Below are 22,334 nucleotides of genomic sequence, written 5' to 3' on the forward strand. Positions count from 1 at the left end.
GCACGCGACGCGGTGGTCACTTCCAGAAACAGACCTTGTCGGCGACCTTTCCCGCAGCGTCACCCACTGCATCGGCCGCATCGCTCGCGGCACCTGCGGCGCGTGACGTCGCCTCACCGACGGTCGACGCCATGTCACCTGCAAGATCGATGGCGTCGTCAACGCCCTCGACGGCTGCGTCGACCGACGACCGTCCGAGCTCGCTGGCCGCAAAGCTTCCGACGGCAGCGCCCACGACGGCGCCCGCAGCCGTGCCGACGACGGGAATCGCAGAACCGAGCGAAGCGCCGACGAGGGCGCCTTCGATCGCGACCGCTCCTCCGAGCGTCGCGCGCGTGGCCGTTCGGCCGATTCGATCAGCCGTCGACAGGCGCGGATCGTCTGCATCCGCCTGCCACTGGCCCTGGCCCTCGGTGACGACCGTGAGCACGTTGCCGACGGGCCCGGCTGCCTTGGCGACACGGCTCACCATCGGACCGACGCGCGTCACCGCCGCAGCGGCTCCTGCCACGTGAGGGCTGTCCGAGCCGAGCGCCCTCGCCACTCCGCTCACACGGGCTGCTCTGAGCCGCGCCTTCGTCGTGTCGCTCAGCAGGTCGGCTGCGCCAGGGAGCCCGACGAGCCACGAGCCCTGCCCGAGCAGGTCGTCGTCCGGACCGGGAAGGTGGAGAACGCCGTCCACGACGGTGCTCACCAGGCGCTCCGCGAGGGGGCCTGCGGTCACCGTCCTCAACACACCCGCCAGTGCCTGATGAGCCCGGAACTCGTCGTCCCGCACGTCCCGCACGGCCCGCGCAGCAGGGTGGTGTGCAGGCGCCGTGAACCCATCGGCCGTCACGGCAAGTCCGTCGGAAAGGGCCCGGGTGCGGGCGTGATCAAGATCGGCGGCCGCGCGGGAGAGCGCTCCCGCAAGGTGGCGGACACCGTCCCCGAGCATCCGCATGCGCTGCGCGACCCGGCGTCCGGATGCGACCTCCGCAGCAACGCGCACTGCTGCGCTCTCGCTCGCGGTGCCGATCCAGACTGGCGTCACCACCCTCCGCGAGACCGCGGTGGTCACGCGGTCCACCTCGGCTGCCATCTGGTGCAACCGGGCTGCGAGAGCGCCGCAGGCAGTCGGGTCGCCGTCGAGGCGGGTGGGCCACCAGTCGGCCATCAGTCACCCCAACCCTGCAGGGCTTCGGCGACGGCTGCATCGGTCGCGGCGTACGACCGGGCAGCGGCCTCGAAGGCAGCAGCCAGCGCTGTCAGCCCGCCTCCGACCGACGCCGCGTCCTGGACGACCTGCAGCACGGCGGCCGCGATCTCGTCACTGGAACGCCCGGCGTCGACCCTCCGTGGCGTCGACAGTGCGCGCAGGCCCGAGCCCGCCGCCGCAAGCACGACAGCAGTGTCGGGAAGCTCGCCGGGGTCGACGCTGAATCCGTTCGTCATGCCTGTGACTACCCAGGTGGTCCACCGCCGATCCAGCGGGTAGGAGGGCCTGTGGAAAGACCTAGACTGCGGCCGTGGCCACGTGCATGCAGATCACCCCGTCGATCCTCAACGCCGACCTCGCGAACCTCGGCGCGGAGGTCCGTCGCATCGGCAGCGCCGACATGGTGCACATCGACGTCATGGACAACCACTTCGTGCCGAACCTGACCCTGGGCCTCCCGGTCGTCGAGTCGCTGCGCAGCCACACCGACCTGCCGTTCGACGCGCACCTGATGATCGAGGACCCCGACCGCTGGGCCCCCGCGTACGCCGAGGCGGGCTGTGCCTCCGTCACGTTCCACGTCGAGGCGGCCAAGGCCCCGGTCCGGCTGGCCCGTGAGATCCGCAAGCAGGGCGCCCGCGCGTCGATGGCGCTCAAGCCCGCCACGCCGATCGAGCCCTACGAGGACCTGCTGGCGGAGCTCGACATGGTGCTGATCATGACCGTCGAGCCGGGCTTCGGCGGCCAGAAGTTCCTCGACATGTGCCTGCCCAAGATCCGCCGCACGCGGGCGCTGATGCAGAGGCACGGCGTCGAGACCTGGCTCCAGGTCGACGGAGGCGTCTCCCTTGAGACGATCGAGCGCTGCGCCGAGGCCGGCGCCGACGTCTTCGTCGCAGGCTCGGCCGTGTACAGCGCCGCCGACCCGGACGCCATGGTCAACGAGCTCCGCGCGAAGGCCGAGGCGGCCCGCGCCTGACGGCGCGACAGACCAGACAGACTCACCGGCCGGATTGACCGGCCGGATTGACCGGCCAGATTGACCGGCCAGACTGACCGGCCGGGCCTATCGCCCCGCCGGAATTCCCGTGCGGCCACATGGCACACCCCACATGGTTGAGACGTCAGCCATGTGTCAGGATGGGCGCGACGAGTTGACACTCGCGTGCACTGGGGGCGGTGAAATTCCGCACCGGCGGTGACTGGATCAGTCCAGAAGTCCGCGACCCGGCCGCAGCCAGCGGCCGGTTGACCAAGTGAGAATCTTGGACCGACGGTAAGAGTCCGGATGGAAAGCGCACGCAGCAGGTCACCTGTCGGCGCCCTCGAGCACCGACAGCGCCCGCTGGCAGCCCCTGGAGTCCGCGACCGGACCTTTCAGAGAGCCATGGGATTCACGAGCGAAGAGCACGACGCGATGCGCCGCGCCCTCGAGCTGGCCGCCACCCCCGGCGTACCCCTCGGGCCGAACCCGCGCGTCGGCTGCGTCGTCCTCGCACCGGACGGCACGACCCTCGTCGAGGGCTACCACCGCGGTGCCGGCACCGCGCACGCCGAAGCCGCCGCGATCGCGACCGCGCAGGAGCAGGGCATCGACCTGACCGGCGCCACGGCCGTCGTGACGCTCGAGCCGTGCAACCACACCGGGCGCACCGGGCCGTGCGCCCAGGCCCTCATCGCCGCGAAGGTGGCCCGCGTCGTCTTCGCGCAGTCCGACCCGAACCCCGAGGCCGCCGGGGGAGCGGAGACGCTCCGCGCCGCCGGCGTCGACGTCGAGCACGGGCTGATGGCAGCCGAGTCGCAGGAGCTCAACCGAGTGTGGAGCTTCGCGCTCGCGCACCAGCGGCCCTTCGTCACCTGGAAGTTCGCCACCACCCTAGACGGACGCTCCGCGGCGGCCGACGGCACCAGCAAGTGGATCACCAGCCGCGCCGCCCGCCTCGACACGCACCGGCTCCGGGGGCTCGCCGACACGATGCTCGTCGGCACCAACACCGTCGAGGTCGACGACCCCCAGCTCACCGTGCGCGACCCCGACGACCAGCCCCTTGCCGACCAGCCGCTGCGGGCCGTCATGGGCCTGCGCGACCTCCCGGCCCGCTCGCGGATCTTCGACGGCACCGCCGGCACCACGCACCTGCGCACCCACGAGCCGGCCGAGGCGCTGGCCCAGCTCTTCGCGAAGGAGCGGCGTCACGTCTTCCTCGAGGGCGGTCCGACGCTCGCCGCGGCGTTCTGGAAGGCAGGCCTCGTCGACGAGGTGATCGTGTACGTCGCGCCGGTGCTGCTCGGCGCCGGGCGGAATGCGGTCGACGACCTCGGCATTCAGACCATCACCGACGCGGCGCACCTGCGGGTCACCGACGTCGCCGTCATCGAGGCGGACGGCGAGGACACCTGCGTCCGCCTCACCCTGACCACCCACGGCACGCCGCTCCGCGGCCTGGCCACGCACGAGGAGGACTGATGTTCACCGGCATCATCGAGGAGCTCGGGACGGTCGAGGCGATCGAACGCCTCGACGACGCGATCCGGCTCACCATCCGCGCCCGCACGGTGCTCGAGGGCACCGGCCTGGGCGACTCGATCGCGGTCAACGGCTGCTGTCTCACCGTCGTGACGAAGTCCGACGACCTCTGGACCGCCGATGTCATGCAGGAGTCCCTCGACAAGACCTCCGTCGGGGACCTGCAGGTCGGCGACGAGGTCAACCTCGAGCGCGCCGTCACCGCCGACAAGCGCCTCGGCGGCCACGTCGTCCAGGGCCACGTCGACGGCGTCGGCCAGGTCGTCTCCCGCACGCCCAGCGAGCACTGGGAGCTCGTGGAGCTCCAGGCGCCCGCCGGCATGGGTCGCTACCTCGTCGACAAGGGCTCGATCACGATCGACGGCGTCAGCCTCACCGTCGTCGAGGCCCGCGACGACGACACGTTCACCGTCAGCCTCATCCCCGAGACCCTCACGCGTACGACGATGGGTCGCCGCCAGCCCGGTGACCGCGTCAACCTCGAGGCCGATGTCATCGCCAAGCACGTCGAGAAGCTGCTGACCAGCGGCTATCTGCAGAAGCTCATGAAGGAGCAGTCGAAGTGACCACCGTCCAGGACCCCAACGCCCCGCAGCCCGGCGAGGCCCAGCACGGCGGCGTACGCCTCGACGACGTCGAGAAGGCGATCGCCGACATCGCTGCCGGCAAGGCCGTCATCGTCGTCGACGACGAGGGCCGCGAGAACGAGGGCGACATCATCTTCGCCGCCTCGAAGGCGACCCCGGAGCTGATGGCGTGGACGATCCGCCACTCGTCCGGCGTGATCTGCGCCCCGATGCCGGCCGAGATGCTCGACCGCCTCGAGATCCCGCTGATGACGCCCCACAACAAGGACGCCTATCGCACGGCCTACACGATCTCGGTGGACGCGCGTGACGGCACGACGACCGGCATCTCCGCGGCCGACCGCGCCCGCACCGTCAAGGTCCTCGCCGACTCCGCGACCGAGCCGTGGGAGCTGACCCGCCCGGGCCACGTCTTCCCGCTGCGCTACCGCGAGGGCGGCGTCCTCGTCCGTCGCGGCCACACCGAGGCCGCCGTCGACCTGGCCCGCCTCGCCGGCCTCACGCCGGTCGGCGTCCTGGTCGAGGTCGTCAACGACGACGGCACCATGAAGCGCGCGCAGGAGCTGCGCGACTTCGCCGACGAGCACGGCCTCTGCATGATCTCCATCGAGGACCTGGTGCGGCACCGCCGTCGCACCGAGGTGCTCATCGAGCGCGTCGCCGAGACGAAGCTCCCCACCAAGTACGGCGAGTTCCAGGCGTTCGGCTACAAGGTCACCGTCGACGGCAGCGAGCACATGGCGCTCGTCCGAGGCGACATCCAGGCCGCCGTCGCGGCCGGCGAGCCGGTGCTGACCCGCGTGCACAGCGAGTGCCTCACCGGCGACGTCTTCGGGTCGGAGCGTTGCGACTGCGGCCCGCAGCTCGAGGAGTCGCTGCAGAAGGTCGTCGAGGAGGGCACCGGCATCGTGGTCTACCTCCGCGGGCACGAGGGCCGCGGCATCGGCCTGGCCGCCAAGCTGCAGGCCTACCAGCTCCAGGAGAACGGCCGCGACACCGTCGACGCCAACCTCGACCTGGGCCTGCCCGCTGATGCCCGCCACTACGGCGCCGCGACGCAGATCCTGCGCGACCTCGGCGTGACCAACGTCCGGCTGATCACCAACAACCCGGACAAGTGCGCGAGCCTCGCCGACTTCGGCATCGCTGTCGCCGAGCGCGTCACGCTCGACACGCACGTCAACGAGAACAACGTCGCCTACCTCCGCACCAAGGCGGAGCGCATGGGCCACACCATCGACCTGGACACCCTGGAGGGCAACTCATGAGCGGCGCCGGCGCACCCACCGCAGCACCCACGGACGCCTCGGACCTGCGGGTCGCGATCGTGGCGGGCACCTGGCACGAGCAGGTCATGGAGGGCCTGCTGGCCGGTGCACAGCGCTGCCTCGACGCGTACCAGGTCACCGATGCCACCGTCGTCCGCGTGCCGGGTGCCTTCGAGCTCCCGATCGTCGCCCGCGAGCTCGCGCTCAAGGGGTACGACGCGGTCGTCGCGTTCGGCGTCGTCATCCGGGGCGGCACGCCGCACTTCGACTTCGTCTGCAACGCCGCGACCGACGGGCTGACCCGCGTTGCGCTCGACACGGGGGTCCCGGTGGGCTTCGGCGTGCTGACGACCGACAACGACGAGCAGGCGCTCGACCGTGCGGGCCTCGAGGGCTCCAAGGAGGACAAGGGCTGGGAGGCCACGTCTGCCGCGATCGTCACCGCCCAGACGCTGAAGAAGATCCGCCAGGGCTTCTGAGCAACGCCTCACGCAGGCCCCGACCGTCCGCGACGGTCGGGGCCTGCGTGCTTGGATGGCCCCATGCCCACCGCCGCGCAGCCGCAGCCGACGTACGACCCGGCGGCCGACGTCGTCGAGATCTGCCGTGACCTGATCCGGATCGACTCCACCAACGACGGCACCGACCAGGGTCCGGGGGAGCGCAAGGCCGCCGAGCACGTGGCGGCGCTTCTCGACGAGGTCGGCATCGAGTCAACGTTGCTCGAGTCCCGCCCCGGCCGCACGACGCTGGTCGCCCGCATCGGCGACGGTCCCGGCGAGCCGCTGCTCGTCCACGGCCACCTCGACGTCGTGCCGGCCGATGCCCACGACTGGACCGTGCACCCGCTGAGCGGCGAGATCCGCGACGGCTACCTCTGGGGCCGAGGCGCCGTCGACATGAAGGACTTCGACGCGATGGCGCTCTCGGTCATCCGCGCGAGGGCCCGCGCCGGCCGGCTGCCCGAGCGGCCGATCGTGCTCGCGATGACCGCCGACGAGGAGGCCGGAGGGCACCTCGGCGCCCAGTGGCTGGTCGAGAACCATCCCGACCTGGTCGGCGACTGCACGGAGGCGATCGGTGAGGTCGGCGGCTTCTCGACCACCGTGCGCGGGCAGCGGATGTACCTCATCGAGGCTGCCGAGAAGGGCATGGCCTGGATGCGGCTCACCGCGAAGGGCCGCGCGGGGCACGGCTCGATGATCAACCACGACAACGCGGTGACGGCGCTCGCGGGGGCGGTCGCCCGGATCGGCACCTACGAGTGGCCGGTGCGGCTGACCCCGACGATGGAGGTCCTGCTCGCCTCCGTGGGCGAGGTCGCGGGCGTCCAGGCGACGCCCGACAACGCCGAGTCGCTGGTCGAGGAGTTCGGGGGAGCGGCCCGCATGCTCGGCGCGGTCATCCGCAACACCGCGAACCCGACGATGCTCGACGCCGGCTACAAGGTCAACGTCGTGCCCGGACAGGCCACGGCGCACGTCGACGGCCGCTTCCTGCCCGGCTTCGAGGACGAGTTCTTCGCGACGCTGCACGAGCTGGCCGGCCCCGACATCGCCTTCGACTTCGTCTCCCACCAGCAGCCCTGGGAGACGCCGTACGACGGGGGACTGGTGCGGGCGATGGAGCGGTCACTGCTCGCGGAGGACCCCGACGCCCTCGTCGCGCCGTACCTCATGAGCGGCGGCACCGACGCCAAGCACTTCCGCAAGCTCGGCATGCGCTGCTACGGCTTCGCGCCGCTCCGGCTGCCGGCGGACCTGGACTTCACCGCCCTCTTCCACGGCGTCGACGAGCGGGTGCCCGTCGACGGCCTCGAGTTCGGCGCACGGGTCTTCGACCGCTTCCTCGACCAGGCGTAGCCCACGGACTGGGGTCGACGCACGCGCGACCCGGTGCCACGATCGTCAGATGGCGATCGACGACACGATCCCGCCGGAGCTCGATGACTTCCGCGGCGAGTCGTTCCAGAAGGACCACGTGGCAACCGACGCGGACGCCGAGCTCGCCGGTCTGGTCTTCGTCCTCGACGCGCAGGAGCGGCTCCCGTCGGTCCAGCGCCTGCGTGCGTGGTCGCTGGCTGCCGTCGCGCCTCAGGCCGGCGATGTCGCCGTCGACATCGGCTGCGGCACGGGCGCCGAGGTGTGCCGGATGGCTGCGCTCGTGCGCCCGGCCGGCCGCGCCGTCGGGATCGAGCCACACCCGGGGCTCCGTGCGGTCGCCAAGACACGCGCTGCCGACTCGGGCGCGGAGTTCGTCGACGGCGAGGCCCTGGCCCTGCCGTTCGACGACGCGAGTGTCGACGTGGTGCGCTGCGAACGCGTCTTCCAGCACCTGCCCGACCCCGCTGGTGCCGCGCGTGAGATCGGACGGATCTTGCGACCGGGCGGACGTGCTGTGGTGATCGACAGCGACTGGGCCTCGGCCGTGGCGCGGCCGGCAGACCCCGACGTGCTCCGGCGGTACAACGAGTCGATGTGGCGGCGCATCCCCAACCCGTTCGCCGGCCGGGACCTCCGCCCGCAGCTGCAGGAGGCCGGCCTCGTCGTCGACGCCGACATCGGGTCGACGGCGGTCGTGTTCCCCGACGTCCTCCTCGCCGACCCCGTGATGCTGCGGGTCAACTGCGGTCTGGCCGTCCAGGAGGGAGCGTTGACGCAGGACGAGGCCGACCGCTTCGTCACGGAGTTCACGCAGGCGGCGCAGCGCGGGGAGGCGTTCCTGGCGGTGACGATGTTCGCCGTGGTCGCCCGTCAGACCACGTAGAAGAGCGGTCGTTGCTGGCGGATGATCTTGCGCTTCACCACGATCCGGCGTACGCCGTCGTTGCCGATGGCGTGGCGGGCGAGCTCCCAGCCGCCGGTCTCCGCGAGGTCGACGAGGTAGCGGGTGACGAAGGACCGGCTCGCGTCACGCGGCAGGACGTGCTGGTCGAACTCCCACTCGAGTCCGGGCTTGAGCGCCCTGCGTGCGACTGCGGCCATCGGTCACTCTCCTGAGACGTCGTCCAGTGCGTCGGTGATCGCGGGAGGCAGCTCCAGCTCGTCGGTGCCGAGCACCGCCTTCAGCTGAGCAGCGGTGCGGGCGCCGACGATCGGGGCTGCGACCCCGGGACGGTCCCGTACCCACGTGAGGGCCACCTCGATCGGGCTCCAGCCCAGCCCGTCGGCGGCGCGGCAGACGGCCTCGACGATCCGGTGCGAGCGCTCGTTGAGGTAGGCGCCGACGAAGCCGGAGAAGTGCGCGGAGGCGGCACGCGAGTCGGCCGGGGTGCCGGTGCGGTACTTGCCGGTCAGGACACCGCGGCCGAGTGGCGACCAGGGCAGCACCCCGAGGCCCAGCGCCTGCGCGGCGGGGACGATCTCGGCCTCGACGGACCGGTTGAGCAGGGAGTACTCGACCTGCGTCGAGGCGAGCGTGGCCCGACCCGGGACCGCTCGCTGCCACGTCGCGGCCTGCGCGGTCTGCCAGCCGGTGTAGTTGGAGACGCCGACGTACGACGCGCGGCCGGTCGTCACGGCGTAGTCCAGGGCCGAGAGCGTCTCCTCGAGGGGCGTCTCGTCGACCCAGGTGTGGACCTGCCAGAGGTCGACGTGGTCGACGCCGAGCCGACGGAGGGACGCGTCGAGCTCGGCCACCAGGCGCCCCCGGGACACGTTGGTCTCACGCTCGCCGCGGCGACGGGAGATGCCGGCCTTGGTGGCGATGACGACGTCGTCGCGGGAGACCGCATCGCCGAGCAGCGACCCGATCAGCTCCTCCGACGCCCCGTCGCCGTAGCCGGCAGCAGTGTCGAGCAGCGAGCCACCCGCGGCGACGAACGACGTCAGCATCTCGCGGGCTTCGTACTCGTCGGTGTCGCGGCCCCACGTGAGCGTGCCGAGGCCGAGGCGGGAGACCTGGAGCCCGGTGGAGCCCAACGTGCGCTGCTGCATGCACAAACGGTATCCACAGGGGCGCAGGCGCCCGCGCGCGCCACGCCGCCGCGCGACGTACGGTCGGCCACATGGTGGGGATGCGGGAGCTGGCCGAGGCGCAGGCCTACGAGCGGCGGAGGAAGGTGCGCGCGTTCGTGGCGGGCGACCCGGCGCCGCCCCGGGGCGACGGTCCGTCCGCGTGGCGATCGCTGCTCGGTGGCGCGCTGCTCGCGATCGTCCTCATCGTGGGTGTCGTCATGATCCCTTCAGCCTTGCACCCGTAGGCTGCGGGCCGTGCTCAACTACTTCGACGCGGTCATCCTCGGAATCGTCGAGGGGCTCACCGAGTTCCTCCCCGTCTCCAGCACGGGTCACCTGACGATTGCCGAGAAGGCCCTCGGTCTGTCGGTCGACGACAAGGCCGTCACGGCGTACACCGCGGTCATCCAGATGGGCGCGATCGTCGCCGTCCTCGTCTACTTCTTCAAGGACATCCTGGCCATCGCGCTGGGCTGGCTCGGTGGCATCGTGCAGCCGGCGAAGCGGGGCACGCTCGAGCACCGCATGGGGTGGTACATCATCGCCGGCTCGATCCCGATCGCCGTCGTGGGCCTCGCCGCGAAGCCGCTGATCGAGGGCCCGCTGCGCTCCCTGTGGGTCGTCGGCGCTGCTCTGATCCTGTGGAGCGCGGTCATGTGGTGGGCGGAGAAGCGCGGCACCCAGGAGCGCGGCGAGAAGAAGGTGACGCTGACGGACGCCATGATGATCGGCGCGATGCAGTGCGTGTCGCTGATCCCCGGTGTCTCCCGCTCGGGAGCGACCATCTCGGCTGGCCTGCTCCGTGGCCTGGACCGCGTCACGGCGACTCGCCTGAGCTTCTTCCTCGGCATTCCGGCGCTGCTGGCGGCCGGCGCACTCGAGCTGATGAAGCCGGAGATCCGCGACCTGCCGGTCGGCCCGATGGTGGTCGGCGTCGTCGTCGCGTTCGTCGTCGCCTACGCGTCGGTGGCCTGGCTGCTGAAGTTCGTCGCCGGTCACACGATCGTGGCCTTCGTGCCCTACCGCCTCGTGCTCGGCGTCGGCCTGCTGGCGCTGCTGGCCGGCAGCGTCATGTCCGCGACCTGACCTACAGCCAGCCGGAGCGCTTGAACCGGAAGTACAGGTACGCCGACGTGCCCACCATGAGCAGCACCGCCATCGGGTAGCCGAGGAGCCAGTGCAGCTCGGGCATGTGGTCGAAGTTCATGCCGTAGACACCCGCGATCAGGGTCGGCACGAGGACCAGCGCCGCGCCGGCCGAGATCTTGCGCATGTCCTCGTTCTGCTGCGCCGACACGGTGGCGAGCTGCAGCGAGATGCGCGCGGTCTGCGCCTCGAACGCGCCGGACAGCAGCGAGTCGAGCGCGTCGATCGACTCTGCGACGCGGCCCAGGTGGTCGGCGACGTCGCGGAAGTACGGCGCGGCGTCGGGCGTCATCCCCGGCACCATGCCCGACGCGGCGCGGTTCATCGGCTCGCGCAGCGGCAGCACCGCCCGGCGTACCTCGGCGAGCTCGCGCTTGAGGATGTAGATGCGCTGCGTCTCGTCGGTCTCCTCCTCGGCGAAGACCGAGGTCTCGACCTCGTCGACGTCGATCTCGAGCTCGCCCGCGACCTTGAGGTACTCGTCGACGACGCGGTCGCAGACGGCGTACGCGACTGCGGAGGGGCCATGGCTGAGGATCGCGGCGTTGTGCTCGAGCATCACGCGGGCGCTGTGCAGCTCGGCGCCCTGGCCGTGGCGCACGGTGACGACGAAGTCAGGTCCGGTGAAGACGTTGATCTCCCCGGTCTCGACCGCGTCGTTCTCGTCGACGTACCAGAGCGTCTTGAGCACCAGGAAGAGCGAGTGGGGGTAGCGCTCGAGCTTCGGGCGCTGGTGGGCGAGGAGCGCGTCCTCCACGGCCAGCGGGTGCAGGTCGAAGATCGACGCCACGCGCGCGAGCTCGTCCTTCGTCGGCTCGTGGAGGCCGACCCAGACGAACTCGTTGGCGGCATCGCACTGGTCACGGAGGGCGGTCAGGTCGTCGAGCGACCGGTCCAGGGGCACCCGGACCCCGTCACGGTAGAGAGCGCTGTCGACGATCACGGCATGACAGTAGTCCCGACTAGGCTCGCGAGCATGGCAACAGTCATCCTCGTGCGCCACGGCCGGAGCACGGCCAACACCTCCGGTGTCCTCGCCGGGCGCACGCCGGGAGTCCGCCTCGACGACGTCGGCCGCTCGCAGGCGCAGGCTGTCGCTGACCGGATCGCCGCTGCCGGGCCGGTGGTCCTGGCCGCCAGCCCGCTCGAGCGCTGCCTGCAGACGGCCGCCCCCATCGCCGAGGCGACCGGCCTCGACCTGACGATCGACGAGGCCCTCCAGGAGGTGGCGTACGGCGCGTGGCAGGGCCGGGCGATCAAGGACCTGCTCGAGGAGCCGCTGTGGAAGACGGTGCAGGCGACGCCGTCGGAGGCGACCTTCCCCGACGGCGAGTGCCTGGGCGACATGGCGGCGCGCATCGCTGCGGCACTGCGTGGTCGCGACGCCGAGGTCGAGGCCGCCCACGGCGCCGGCGCGGTCTGGGTGGCCGTGAGCCACGGCGACCCGATCAAGGCTGCCCTGGCCGACGCGCTCGGCATGGAGTTCGACCACTTCCAGCGGATCCACGTGGACCCGGGATCGGTATCGGTCGTGCGCTACGGCAGCACCCGCCCGACGGTCCTCGCGATGAACACCCATGCCGGTGACCTGGCCTGGCTGAAGGCCCCCGTCGCCCGTCCCGACGACGCCGAGGTCGGCGGGGGAGCGGGTCCCGCGCCGTCTCCGCACGGGTCCTAGGCTGGCGTCATGGATCCGGTGATGCACTCGTTCGACCCGCCCGAGCGCTTCGTGGCCGGCACGGTCGGCGCGCCCGGGCAGCGCACCTTCTTCCTCCAGGCGCGCTCCGGGCGCCAGGTGGTGAGCGTCGCGCTCGAGAAGCAGCAGGTGACCGTCCTGGCGCAGCGCGTCGACGAGCTGCTCGACGAGCTCATGCACGCCGACACCGACATCCTGATCCCGGCGGTCGCACCGCTCGACCTCGCCGACGACGGCCCGCTGGAGCAGCCGATCGACGAGCAGTTCCGTGCGGGCACCATGACCCTGTCGTGGGACACCGATGACGAGCGGATCGTGATCGAGGTCTACCCCATCGACGCGGCGGAGGAGGAGCCGGAGGTGGCGGGCGAGGTGCTCGTCGTACGTCTTCCGGCGGCGTCCGCGCGTGCCTTCGTGGAGCGGGCCCGCAAGGTGGTCTCCGCCGGCCGCCCCGACTGCCCCTTCTGCGGGGAGCCGATCGACCCGGTCGGGCACCTCTGCGTCCGGGCCAACGGCTTCAAGCGACGTGCCTGAGGCCGCGGAGCTCGTCCTCGAGGGCCGGCTGACCACGGCGTCCAACGCGACGTTCCTGGCCCGCCTCGACGGTGACCTCGTCATCTACAAGCCGGTCGCGGGGGAGCGGCCGCTCTGGGACTTCCCGGGCGCGGTGCTCGCCCACCGCGAGGTCGCGACGTACGCCGTCTCCGAGGCGCTCGGCTGGCACGTCGTGCCCCGCACGTGGCTCGGCGACGGGCCGCACGGTCCCGGCATGCTCCAGGAGTGGATCGAGGAGGACGGCGCCCCGCCGGCCGTCGACGTCGTCCTGCCCGGTGAGCAGCAGCCGGGGCAGCGGGTGGTGCTCGAGGCCCGCGACGAGACCGGGCGACCCGTCCTGCTGGTGCACGAGGAGTCCGCCGCGCTCCGGCGGATCGCGCTGCTCGACGTGCTGGTCAACAACGGCGACCGCAAGGGTGGCCACGTGCTGAGCCGCGGTGAGGGCCGGTGGGGCATCGACCACGGGGTGACCTTCCACGTCGAGCCGAAGCTCCGCACGGTGCTCTGGGGCTGGATCGACGAGCCGCTCACCGCCGCTGAGGCGGGTGACATCGCCCGGGTGCTGGCCGACGACGCGCTGCTCGGCGAGCTGCGTGCGCTCCTTCCCGGCCCCGAGGTCGACGCCTTCGTCGCGCGTGGCCGGGCCCTGCTCGCCGCAGCCGTCTTCCCGCCACCATCGGGGGACTGGCCGGCGATCCCGTGGCCCGCGCTCTGAGCGTGGGTGCGACCGTCTAGAGTTCCCACATGCGCGCCTGGTCCGCCCCCGAGATCTCCCCCCTGCACGTCAAGGGACCCGTCGTCCGGGTCCACGACACCGCCACGGGCGGGCTCGTCGAGACCAACCCGGCCGCGGGCGGAGCCCGGATGTACGTCTGCGGCATCACGCCGTACGACGCCACCCACATGGGCCACGCCGCGACGTACGTCGGCATGGACCTGCTCAACCGCGCCTGGCGCAACGCCGGCCACGCGGTGACCTTCGTGCAGAACGTCACCGACGTCGACGACCCGCTGCTCGAGCGCGCGACCAAGGTCAACGTCGCCTGGGAGGAGCTCGCGCTCCGCGAGACGCAGCTCTTCCGCGAGGACATGGAGGCGCTCCGCGTCCTCCCGCCCGACCACTACGTCGGTGCCGTCGAGTCGATCCCGCTCGTGATCGCGCTCATCGAGAAGCTCCAGGCTGCCGGGGTCGTCTACGACGTCGAGGGCGACCTCTACTTCGAGGTCGCCTCCGACAAGGCGTTCGGCGAGGTCTCCGGCCTCGACCGCGAGCAGATGCTGGCGATCTTCGGCGACCGCGGCGGCGACCCCGAGCGCCCCGGCAAGAAGGACCCCCTCGACTGCGTGCTCTGGCGCGCCGAGCGCGAGGGCGAGCCGAGCTGGGAGAGCCCGTTCGGCAAGGGTCGGCCCGGCTGGCACATCGAGTGCACCGCGATCGCGCTCGAGCACCTCGGCACGTCGTTCGACGTCCAGGCCGGCGGCTCCGACCTCGCCTTCCCGCACCACGAGATGTGCGCGGGCGAGGCCCAGGTCGCCGAGGGCGAGAAGTTCGCCCACGCCTACGTCCACGCCGGCATGGTCGGCTACGACGGCGAGAAGATGTCGAAGTCGAAGGGCAACCTGGTCTTCGTCAACGAGCTCCGCCGCAGCGAGGTCGACCCGGCTGCCATCCGCCTGAGCCTCCTGCGCCACCACTACCGCGAGGACTGGGAGTGGACCAGCGAGAACCTCTGGGCCGCCCAGGACACCCTCGAGCGCTGGCGTGACGCGCTGCGCCACGGCGTCGGCGCCCCCGCAGCCCCCGTCGTCGAGCAGGTGCTGGCCGCGATCGCCACCGACCTCGACGCCCCCGCCGCCGTTGCTGCGGTCGACGCGTGGGCAGCAGCCACGACTGCCGGGGACCACAAGGACATCTACGCCGCGGACCAGATCCGCGCTGTCCTCGACGCTTCCCTCGGCCTGAAGCTCTGAGGCGGGCGCGGTCCCGGACCGCACTCGCACGGCAGGCCGCCGGAGGCGGCCCTCAGGCGGAGCGCGCCGCCGAGACCGCTCGACGCCGCGAGCGTCGACCCGTGGTCGGGCTCGTCACTCCGAGTCGCGGCGCTTGAGGTAGCGCTCGAACTCGCGGGCGATCGCCTCGCCCGAGGCCTCCGGCAGGTCGGCGGTGTCGCGCGTCTCCTCGAGCGCACGGACGTACTCCGCGATCTCCTCTTCCTCCTCGGCCAGCTCGTCGACGCCGCGCTCCCAGGCGCGGGAGTCCTCGGGCAGGTCGCCGAGCGGGATGGCGCAGCCGAGCAGGTCCTCGAGCTCGTGCACCAGCGCGAGCGAGGCCTTCGGGCACGGCGGCTGCGCGACGTAGTGCGGCACGGCGACCCAGTAGGAGACGGCCGGGATGTCGAGCTTTCCGCAGGCGTCCTGGAAGACGCCGACGATCCCCGTCGGCCCTTCGTGCGACGACTGCTCGACGCGGAGCCGGTCGACCAGCTCCGGCTCCGTGGCCGAGCCCGTGACGGGCAGCGGCCGCGTGTGGGGCGTGTCGGCCAGGAGCGCCGCGAGCGTGATCACGAGCGATCCGCCGAGGTCGTCGCACGCCGCGAGCAGCTCGGCGCAGAACTGGCGCCAGCGCATGTTCGGCTCGAGCCCACGGATCAGGATGACGTCGCGGTCCAGGCCCGGGGGAGAGGCGATCGCGATCTGGGTCGACGGCCAGCCGATGCGCCGGTGCCCGTCGGGGCCGACCTCCACGGTGGGCCGGTTCATCTGGAAGTCGTAGAAGTCCTCGGGGTCGATCGCGCCGATGACCTCGGCGTTCCAGACCTCCATCAGGTGGTCGATGACGGACGACGCGGCGTCACCCGCGTCGTTCCACCCCTCGAAGGCGGCGATCACCACGGGGTCGACCAGGTCGCGCACGTCATCCATCTCGATCACTCCGCCAGCCTAGGGCGTCGGTGATACGGGGTGGGCGCAACCACACCTCGCCCCCTAGACTGGTCGGCGGCCGAGAGGCGTTGCAACGGGACCCGTCGGGATGACGCGCCCGCCACGCTCGGCTTGACTGACCAAGGACGCCTTCCGATCTGGAAGGGACCCCGTGACCGACGCTGCCACCCCCGCTGGGACCAACGTCCGCCCGGACGCGACCGCTGAGCTGACTGCCTTGCTCGCGGAGCGCATCCTCGTCATCGACGGCGCCATGGGCACGATGATCCAGCGACACACGCCCGGTGAGGCGGAGTACCGCGGCGAGCGGTTCAAGGACTTCCACCTCGACGTCAAGGGCAACTCGGACCTGCTGGTCCTCACGCAGCCCGACATGATCCGTGGGATCCACCGCGAGTACCTCGAGGCCGGCGCCGACATCGTCGAGACGAACACGTTCGGTGCCACCACGATCGCCCAGGCCGACTTCGAGATGGAGTCGCTGGCCTACGAGATGAACGTCGCCGGCGCGCGGCTGGCCCGCGAGGCGTGTGACGAGTTCAGCACGCCCGAGCGCCCGCGCTACGTCGCCGGCGCGCTCGGCCCGACCCCCAAGACCGCGAGCATCTCGCCCGACGTCAACGACCCGGGTGCCCGCAACGTCTCCTACGACGAGCTCGTCGCGGCGTACCTCGAGCAGGCCAACGGCCTCGTCGACGGGGGCGCCGACATCCTCCTGATCGAGACGATCTTCGACACCCTCAACGCGAAGGCGGCGATCTTCGCCGTCGAGACGCTCTTCGAGGAGCGCGGCCGCCGCTGGCCGGTCATGATCTCCGGCACGATCACCGACGCGTCGGGGCGCACCCTGTCGGGCCAGACCACCGAGGCGTTCTGGAACTCCATCCGCCACGTCCGCCCGCTCTCGGTCGGCCTCAACTGCGCGCTCGGCGCCGCGGAGATGCGGCAGTACCTCGCGGAGCTCTCCCGCCTCGCCGACTGCTTCGTCTCCGCCTACCCCAACGCCGGCCTGCCCAACGCGTTCGGCGAGTACGACGAGACCGCCGCGCAGATGGCGACCGTCGTCCAGGAGTTCGCCGCGTCGGGCCTGGTCAACATCCTCGGTGGCTGCTGCGGCACCACGCCGGACCACATCCGCGCCATCGCCGAGTCCACGGTCGGTCTCGCCCCGCGCGTGCCCCCGGCGCTGCCGACGGCCATGCGCCTCTCGGGCCTCGAGCCGCTCAACATCACCGAGGAGTCGCTCTTCGTCAACGTCGGCGAGCGCACCAACATCACCGGCTCCGCGCGCTTCCGCAACCTGATCAAGGACGGCGACTACGACACCGCCCTCCAGGTCGCCGCGCAGCAGGTCGAGTCCGGCGCGCAGGTCATCGACGTCAACATGGACGAGGGCATGATCGACGGCGTCGCCGCGATGGACCGCTTCCTCAAGCTGATCGCCTCCGAGCCCGACATCAGCCGTGTGCCGATCATGGTCGACTCCTCGAAGTGGGAGGTCATCGAGGCCGGCCTCAAGACGATCCAGGGCAAGCCGATCGTCAACTCGATCTCGATGAAGGCCGGCGAGGAGGAGTTCCGCACGCAGGCCCGCCTCTGCCGCAAGTACGGCGCGGCCGTGGTCGTCATGGCCTTCGACGAGGACGGCCAGGCCGACAACCTCGAGCGCCGCAAGGAGATCTGCGCGCGGGCCTACCGGATCCTGGTCGAGGAGGAGGGCTTCCCGGCCGAGGACATCATCTTCGACCCCAACGTCTTCGCGGTGGCCACGGGCATCGAGGAGCACGCGACGTACGGCGTGGACTTCATCGAGGGCACGCGCTGGATCAAGGAGAACCTCCCGGGAGCCAAGATCTCCGGCGGCATCTCCAACGTCTCGTTCTCGTTCCGCGGCAACAACCCGGTGCGCGAGGCGATCCACGCAGTCTTCCTCTTCCACGCGATCAAGGCCGGCCTGTCGATGGGCATCGTCAACGCCGGCGCGCTGGTCGTCTACGACCAGGTCGACCCCGAGCTGCGCGACGCGATCGAGGACGTCGTGCTCAACCGCGTCGCCGACACCCAGGCCGCGACCGAGCGGCTGCTCGAGCTGGCCGAGGCGCACCGTGGCTCCGGCGAGGTCGCCGAGGCAGCTGCCGAGGAGTGGCGCTCGCTGCCGGTCCGCGAGCGGATCACGCACGCCCTCGTGAAGGGCCTCGACGCCAACGTCGAGGCCGACACCGAGGAGCTGCGCCAGGAGATCAAGGCCGCGGGCGGCCGCCCGATCGAGGTCATCGAGGGCCCGCTGATGGACGGCATGAACGTCGTCGGCGACCTCTTCGGTGCGGGCAAGATGTTCCTCCCGCAGGTCGTCAAGAGCGCCCGCGTCATGAAGAAGGCCGTTGCCTACCTCATCCCGTTCATCGAGGAGGAGAAGGCCGCGCTCGGCACGACCGGCCAGAAGGACACCAACGGCACGATCGTCATGGCGACGGTCAAGGGCGACGTCCACGACATCGGCAAGAACATCGTCGGCGTGGTCCTGCAGTGCAACAACTTCGAGGTCATCGACCTCGGCGTGATGGTGCCCGTGCAGAAGATCCTCGACGCCGCACGCGAGCACGAGGCCGACATCATCGGCCTCTCCGGCCTGATCACCCCGTCGCTCGACGAGATGGTCACCGTCGCGACCGAGATGCAGCGTCAGGGCTTCGAGATCCCGCTGCTGATCGGCGGCGCCACCACTTCGCGCGCCCACACGGCGGTCAAGGTGGATCGCAAGTACGACGGTCCGGTCGTCTGGGTGAAGGACGCCTCGCGCTCCGTGCCGGTCGCCGCGACCCTGCTCAACGACGACCTGCGCCCGAAGTTCATGGGCGAGATCCAGGCCGACTACGACGCGCTGCGCGAGCGCCACGCCTCCAAGAACGACCGCCCCATGGTCACGCTCGAGGCAGCCCGGGCCAACGCGCCGCAGCTCGACTGGTCGGCGTACCACCCGCCGCGGCCGCACCTGCTGCTGCAGCAGAGCCACGACGTCAGCGCGGTCGCCAACATCGGCGAGCGCCACAAGACGCAGTACGTCCGGGTCTTCAAGGACTACTCGCTGACCGAGCTGCGCAAGTACATCGACTGGCAGCCGTTCTTCAACGCCTGGGAGATGAAGGGCTCGTTCCCCGACATCCTCAACAACCCGGCGTCGGGTCCGGCCGCCCGCAAGCTGTACGACGACGCGCAGGCGATGCTCGACCAGCTGATCGAGGAGAAGTGGCTCACCGCCTCCGGCGTGATCGGCCTCTTCCCGGCCAACGCGGTCGGCGACGACATCGAGCTCTACACCGATGACAGCCGCACCGAGGTCCGCACGGTCCTGCACCACCTGCGCCAGCAGGGCCAGCACCGCGAGGGCATCGCCAACAAGGCCCTGTCCGACTACGTCGCCCCGAAGTCGACCGGTCTCAAGGACTACGTCGGCGCGTTCGCCGTCACGGCCGGCCTCGGCTCCGTCGAGAAGGTCATGGAGTTCAAGAAGGACCTCGACGACTACAACGCGATCCTGCTGGAGTCGCTGGCCGACCGCCTCGCCGAGGCGTTCGCCGAGCGGATGCACGAGCGGGTCCGCAAGGAGCTGTGGGGCTACGCGCCCGACGAGCACCTCGACAACACCCAGCTGATCAAGGAGCAGTACGCCGGCATCCGCCCCGCCCCGGGCTACCCGGCCTGCCCCGAGCACACCGAGAAGCGCACCCTGTGGGAGCTCCTCGACGTCGAGGCGACGACGGGCATCGAGCTGACCGAGTCGATGGCGATGTGGCCGGGCGCGTCGGTCTCGGGCTTCTACTTCAGCCACCCCGAGTCGCAGTACTTCGTCGTGGGACGCCTCGGGCGCGACCAGATCGCCGACTACGCCGAGCGCAAGGGCTGGACCCTCGCCGAGGCGGAGCGGTGGCTCTCCGCCAACCTCGCCTACGACCCGGAGGACTGACGCAGCCGAGCGTCCGGCGAGCTTGCTCGACAGGACCGAGGCAAGGAAGTCTGCGGCGTCAGCCGCTGGACTGATCCGGGGACGGAGCTCCAGCAGGCGCCCCGGTCGGCTCATAGGAGTCGGCCGGGGCGTTCTCGCGTCGTGACAGCGCGATCAGAGGCACGGCGACCGCCGTGATCGCCGCCGACACGACGTACGACGCGGCGTACCCGCGCACGTCGGCGACCCGGCCGAGCACCGGCTGTGCCCAGACCCCGCCGGCGGAGCTCATCAGCGAGTCCGCCGAGAGCAGCGTGGCGCGCTGCTTCGACGGGATCAGGCCGTTGAGGTAGCTCTGGCGCACCGGGGTGAAGGCGGCGAAGGTGAGTCCCCAGAGCCCGGTCAGGCCGAGCACCGCGCCGAAGGAGTCGACGGTGCCGATGGCGACCATGGCCGCCGCGGCGACGACGGTGATGACGATCATCGCCGAGGTGCGGCGCCGGGCGAGGCGGCGTACCTGGCCGGCTGCCATGCCGCCGGCCATCTGCGCGACCGCGACAGCCGCCGCGACGAGCCCGGCGACCTGGTAGGCGTGCGGGTCGCCGTAGAGCTGCAGGAGATAGGGCTGCAGCGCGTAGAAGGCGTAGATGCCGACGCCGCCGGTCGCGATCGCCTGCACCATCAGCCAGCGGATCGGCGGGACCTTCCAGCCGAGGTCGACGGTCTGGCGGGCGAGCCGGGCGATCTCCTGACCGGTCGAGCCGTGGCGCTCCGGGGTGAAGCCGAGGTCGCGCATCGCGACGGCGGCGAAGCCGAACATCACCGCCAGGACGCCAGCGCGGAGCAGGTAGGGGACACCGACGCTGGTGTGCTGGGCGACCCAGCCGCCCGCCACCGAGCCGACGAGCATGCCGGCGCCGGAGACGAGCTGGCCGCGGCCGAAGACGCTGTCGAGCGTGCCCTCGTAGCCCACGCTGTCGAGGGCGTCGACCAGCCAGGCCTCGACGGCACCGGAGAAGAAGGTGAAGCCGAGACCGATCAGCACCGACGCAGCGAGCCACGCCCAGAAGGGCCCGTGCACCTGCCACAGGCCGACGTAGGCCAGCGTCGAGACGGCGAGCGTCACCGTGCCGAGGAGGTACGACGCCCGGCGTCCGACCGTGTCGGCGATGATCCCGGTCGGGATCTCGAAGAGCACCATGCCCGCGGTGAACGCCGCGTTGGCGGCGAACGCCTCGAAGTTCGAGAGCCCCGCGTCGAGCAGGAAGATCGTGTTGATGCCCCAGATCAGCGACGCCGCGAGGGTGTTGCCCAGCATCAGCACCAGGTAGGTGCGCTGGACCGAGCGCGGCGTCGTCACGCTCCGCACGCTAGCCGCCGGAAGCGGCCAGCGTGCGGAGTCGGGTCAGGCGCTCTTCTTGAGGTAGCCCGTGTAGGCCTTGAGCAGCACGAGGGAGACGGCCTTGAGCGCCGCCTGCTCGACGAGCGGGACGCGGGAGCCGGCGCTCAGCGTCCACTCGATCCGGGTGCCGTTGCCGGCAGGCGAGAGGACGACCTCGCCGGCGTAGTCCTTGAACGGCACTCCCGCGAGTGCCTTGTAGCCCAGGCGCGTGGGAGCGTCGTACGCGGTGATCTCCTCGACGATGGCCGGCGCCGGGCCGGGCGCGGCGATCCGGCGTACGGCGCCCACGCCGTCACGCTCCGGGGCGCCGGGCTTCTCGACGGTGGCGGTGATCGGGCCCCACTTGCTCATGCCGGCGTGGTCGGCGAGGACCGCCCAGGCCTTCTCGATCGGGACGTTGACGGTGGCCGTGCTCGTTGCTCGCATGGGGGGATCCTAGGATCCTCGTGTGAACCACGCGGCGGTCCTCTGGGACATGGACGGCACTCTCGTCGACACCGAGCCCTACTGGATCGAGACGGAGTTCGAGCTCGCGGAGCGCTTCGGTGGCACCTGGTCGGAGGAGCACGGCCTCGCGCTGGTCGGCAACGACCTGCTGGCGTCGGGCCGTTACATCCTGCGGCACATGTTCGCGGCCGACGCCCCGGGAGCGCAGCTCACACCGGAGCGCGTCGTAGACCTCCTCCTGGACGGCGTCGTCGCGCGCGTCGAGCAGTCCGTGCCGTGGCGGCCGGGCGCGCGGGAGCTGCTCGCCGGCCTGGTGGAGGCGGGCGTGCCGTGTGCGCTGGTCACGATGAGCTACCAGCGCTTCGTCGAGCCGATCCTGACCCAGCTGCCGGCGGGAGCGTTCAGCGAGATCGTCACCGGCGACAAGGTGGCACAGGGCAAGCCGCACCCGGAGGCCTACCTCAAGGCAGCGGCCGGCCTCGGCGTCGCGGCAGCGGACTGCCTCGCCATCGAGGACTCCAACACCGGCGCCACCTCGGCGGAGGCTGCCGGGTGCACCGTGCTGGTCGTGCCATGCCACGTGAGGGTGGAGCCGGGGGAGCGGCGAGTCTTCCGCGACACGCTCGAGGGCATCGGCGTCGACGAGCTGCTCGCGCTCGGCTGAGC

At 71.3% G+C, this 22,334-nt stretch carries 23 protein-coding genes and 1 riboswitch; of the genes, 15 read left to right on the forward strand and 8 right to left on the reverse strand.

The genetic code is table 11. The features are described from left to right. Window positions 1-16 precede the first annotated feature (16 nt). Window positions 17-1,060 carry a hypothetical protein gene (locus tag IEX47_RS13325; RefSeq protein ID WP_188784501.1) on the reverse strand — a complete coding sequence of 348 codons (1,044 nt, stop codon included), beginning with the start codon at window positions 1,058-1,060 and terminating at the stop codon, window positions 17-19. 95 nt (window positions 1,061-1,155) lie between these two features. Continuing rightward, on the reverse strand, window positions 1,156-1,434 hold the full coding sequence (locus IEX47_RS13330) for a hypothetical protein (protein WP_188784502.1): 279 nt from the start codon (window positions 1,432-1,434) through the stop codon (window positions 1,156-1,158). Window positions 1,435-1,520: 86 nt separating this feature from the next. On the opposite strand from IEX47_RS13330, the gene rpe reads away from it, so the two are divergent. The 7 genes from rpe (at window position 1,521) to IEX47_RS13365 (ending at window position 8,346) form a co-directional block, all read left to right on the forward strand. After that, window positions 1,521-2,177 carry a ribulose-phosphate 3-epimerase gene (rpe, locus tag IEX47_RS13335; protein ID WP_188784605.1) on the forward strand — a complete coding sequence of 219 codons (657 nt, stop codon included), beginning with the start codon at window positions 1,521-1,523 and terminating at the stop codon, window positions 2,175-2,177. A gap of 182 nt (window positions 2,178-2,359) precedes the next feature. After that, a riboswitch (FMN riboswitch) is annotated at window positions 2,360-2,503 on the forward strand. A gap of 82 nt (window positions 2,504-2,585) precedes the next feature. Next, entirely contained in the window at window positions 2,586-3,665 is a 1,080-nt protein-coding gene (gene ribD, locus IEX47_RS13340) for a bifunctional diaminohydroxyphosphoribosylaminopyrimidine deaminase/5-amino-6-(5-phosphoribosylamino)uracil reductase RibD (RefSeq protein ID WP_229662866.1), read from the forward strand. Beyond that, window positions 3,665-4,291 (forward strand): riboflavin synthase, encoded by a 627-nt coding sequence (locus IEX47_RS13345; protein ID WP_188784503.1) that lies wholly within the window; start codon window positions 3,665-3,667, stop codon window positions 4,289-4,291. The genes ribD and IEX47_RS13345 overlap by 1 nt, the downstream gene beginning before the upstream one ends. Further along, entirely contained in the window at window positions 4,288-5,580 is a 1,293-nt protein-coding gene (locus IEX47_RS13350) for a bifunctional 3,4-dihydroxy-2-butanone-4-phosphate synthase/GTP cyclohydrolase II (protein ID WP_188784504.1), read from the forward strand. Before IEX47_RS13345 ends, IEX47_RS13350 begins: the two co-directional genes overlap by 4 nt. Further along, the gene (gene ribH / locus IEX47_RS13355) at window positions 5,577-6,059 is read left to right on the forward strand and encodes a 6,7-dimethyl-8-ribityllumazine synthase (RefSeq protein WP_188784505.1); all 483 of its coding nucleotides are present in this window, start codon (window positions 5,577-5,579) and stop codon (window positions 6,057-6,059) included. The genes IEX47_RS13350 and ribH overlap by 4 nt, the downstream gene beginning before the upstream one ends. Before the next feature lie 63 nt (window positions 6,060-6,122). Continuing rightward, a complete protein-coding gene (locus IEX47_RS13360; protein WP_188784506.1) occupies window positions 6,123-7,442 on the forward strand; it encodes a M20/M25/M40 family metallo-hydrolase in 1,320 nt (439 codons plus the stop codon). A 49-nt stretch (window positions 7,443-7,491) separates the two neighbouring features. Next, the gene (locus tag IEX47_RS13365) at window positions 7,492-8,346 is read left to right on the forward strand and encodes a methyltransferase domain-containing protein (RefSeq protein ID WP_188784507.1); all 855 of its coding nucleotides are present in this window, start codon (window positions 7,492-7,494) and stop codon (window positions 8,344-8,346) included. On the opposite strand, the gene IEX47_RS13370 is transcribed toward IEX47_RS13365, so the two are convergent. Both IEX47_RS13370 and IEX47_RS13375 read right to left on the reverse strand, forming a co-directional pair. Continuing rightward, on the reverse strand, window positions 8,334-8,564 hold the full coding sequence (locus IEX47_RS13370; RefSeq protein WP_188784508.1) for a DUF5703 family protein: 231 nt from the start codon (window positions 8,562-8,564) through the stop codon (window positions 8,334-8,336). The two genes, IEX47_RS13365 and IEX47_RS13370, sit on opposite strands and share 13 nt — an antisense overlap. 3 nt (window positions 8,565-8,567) lie before the next feature. After that, the gene (locus IEX47_RS13375; RefSeq protein ID WP_188784509.1) at window positions 8,568-9,515 is read right to left on the reverse strand and encodes an aldo/keto reductase; all 948 of its coding nucleotides are present in this window, start codon (window positions 9,513-9,515) and stop codon (window positions 8,568-8,570) included. A 71-nt stretch (window positions 9,516-9,586) separates the two neighbouring features. Here IEX47_RS13375 and IEX47_RS13380 point away from each other — a divergent pair, with 71 nt between their 5' ends. Both IEX47_RS13380 and IEX47_RS13385 read left to right on the forward strand, forming a co-directional pair. Next, on the forward strand, window positions 9,587-9,781 hold the full coding sequence (locus IEX47_RS13380) for a hypothetical protein (RefSeq protein ID WP_188784510.1): 195 nt from the start codon (window positions 9,587-9,589) through the stop codon (window positions 9,779-9,781). A 10-nt stretch (window positions 9,782-9,791) separates the two neighbouring features. Continuing rightward, the gene (locus IEX47_RS13385) at window positions 9,792-10,622 is read left to right on the forward strand and encodes an undecaprenyl-diphosphate phosphatase (RefSeq protein ID WP_229662867.1); all 831 of its coding nucleotides are present in this window, start codon (window positions 9,792-9,794) and stop codon (window positions 10,620-10,622) included. Between the two features lies 1 nt (window position 10,623). Here the strand turns inward: IEX47_RS13385 and IEX47_RS13390 are convergent, their stop codons facing one another. Beyond that, window positions 10,624-11,625 (reverse strand): magnesium and cobalt transport protein CorA, encoded by a 1,002-nt coding sequence (locus IEX47_RS13390; protein WP_188784511.1) that lies wholly within the window; start codon window positions 11,623-11,625, stop codon window positions 10,624-10,626. A gap of 33 nt (window positions 11,626-11,658) precedes the next feature. Here IEX47_RS13390 and IEX47_RS13395 point away from each other — a divergent pair, with 33 nt between their 5' ends. From IEX47_RS13395 to mshC, 4 genes are read left to right on the forward strand one after another with little or no spacing between them, the layout of a single operon-like run. Next, the gene (locus IEX47_RS13395; RefSeq protein ID WP_188784512.1) at window positions 11,659-12,360 is read left to right on the forward strand and encodes an MSMEG_4193 family putative phosphomutase; all 702 of its coding nucleotides are present in this window, start codon (window positions 11,659-11,661) and stop codon (window positions 12,358-12,360) included. Window positions 12,361-12,369: 9 nt separating this feature from the next. After that, window positions 12,370-12,912, forward strand: a complete 543-nt coding sequence (locus IEX47_RS13400; protein WP_188784513.1) for a DUF3090 domain-containing protein — start codon at window positions 12,370-12,372, stop codon at window positions 12,910-12,912. Beyond that, complete coding sequence (locus tag IEX47_RS13405; RefSeq protein WP_188784514.1) at window positions 12,905-13,648, forward strand: SCO1664 family protein; 744 nt, start codon at window positions 12,905-12,907, stop codon at window positions 13,646-13,648. Before IEX47_RS13400 ends, IEX47_RS13405 begins: the two co-directional genes overlap by 8 nt. A 29-nt stretch (window positions 13,649-13,677) precedes the next feature. Further along, entirely contained in the window at window positions 13,678-14,904 is a 1,227-nt protein-coding gene (mshC, locus tag IEX47_RS13410) for a cysteine--1-D-myo-inosityl 2-amino-2-deoxy-alpha-D-glucopyranoside ligase (protein WP_188784515.1), read from the forward strand. A gap of 114 nt (window positions 14,905-15,018) precedes the next feature. Here mshC and IEX47_RS13415 read toward each other — a convergent pair whose 3' ends face one another. After that, window positions 15,019-15,855, reverse strand: coding sequence for a PAC2 family protein (locus IEX47_RS13415; protein ID WP_373289230.1), 837 nt, complete (start codon window positions 15,853-15,855; stop codon window positions 15,019-15,021). 172 nt (window positions 15,856-16,027) lie between these two features. Between IEX47_RS13415 and metH the strand changes: the two genes are divergently transcribed. Further along, window positions 16,028-19,840: a methionine synthase gene (metH, locus tag IEX47_RS13420; RefSeq protein ID WP_268238985.1), complete on the forward strand. Its 3,813-nt coding sequence runs from the start codon at window positions 16,028-16,030 to the stop codon at window positions 19,838-19,840. Window positions 19,841-19,898: 58 nt separating this feature from the next. On the opposite strand, the gene IEX47_RS13425 is transcribed toward metH, so the two are convergent. Together IEX47_RS13425 and IEX47_RS13430 are read right to left on the reverse strand one after the other, a co-directional pair. Further along, the gene (locus IEX47_RS13425) at window positions 19,899-21,179 is read right to left on the reverse strand and encodes an MFS transporter (RefSeq protein WP_229662868.1); all 1,281 of its coding nucleotides are present in this window, start codon (window positions 21,177-21,179) and stop codon (window positions 19,899-19,901) included. Window positions 21,180-21,224: 45 nt separating this feature from the next. Continuing rightward, window positions 21,225-21,647: an SRPBCC family protein gene (locus IEX47_RS13430; RefSeq protein ID WP_188784517.1), complete on the reverse strand. Its 423-nt coding sequence runs from the start codon at window positions 21,645-21,647 to the stop codon at window positions 21,225-21,227. A gap of 22 nt (window positions 21,648-21,669) precedes the next feature. Between IEX47_RS13430 and IEX47_RS13435 the strand changes: the two genes are divergently transcribed. Then, window positions 21,670-22,332, forward strand: coding sequence for an HAD family hydrolase (locus IEX47_RS13435; RefSeq protein ID WP_229662869.1), 663 nt, complete (start codon window positions 21,670-21,672; stop codon window positions 22,330-22,332). The last annotated feature ends 2 nt before the right edge of the window (window positions 22,333-22,334 follow it).

It is taken from the genome of Nocardioides phosphati (genome assembly GCF_014646375.1).
GTDB classification, from domain to species: Bacteria; Actinomycetota; Actinomycetes; order Propionibacteriales; family Nocardioidaceae; genus Nocardioides; species Nocardioides phosphati.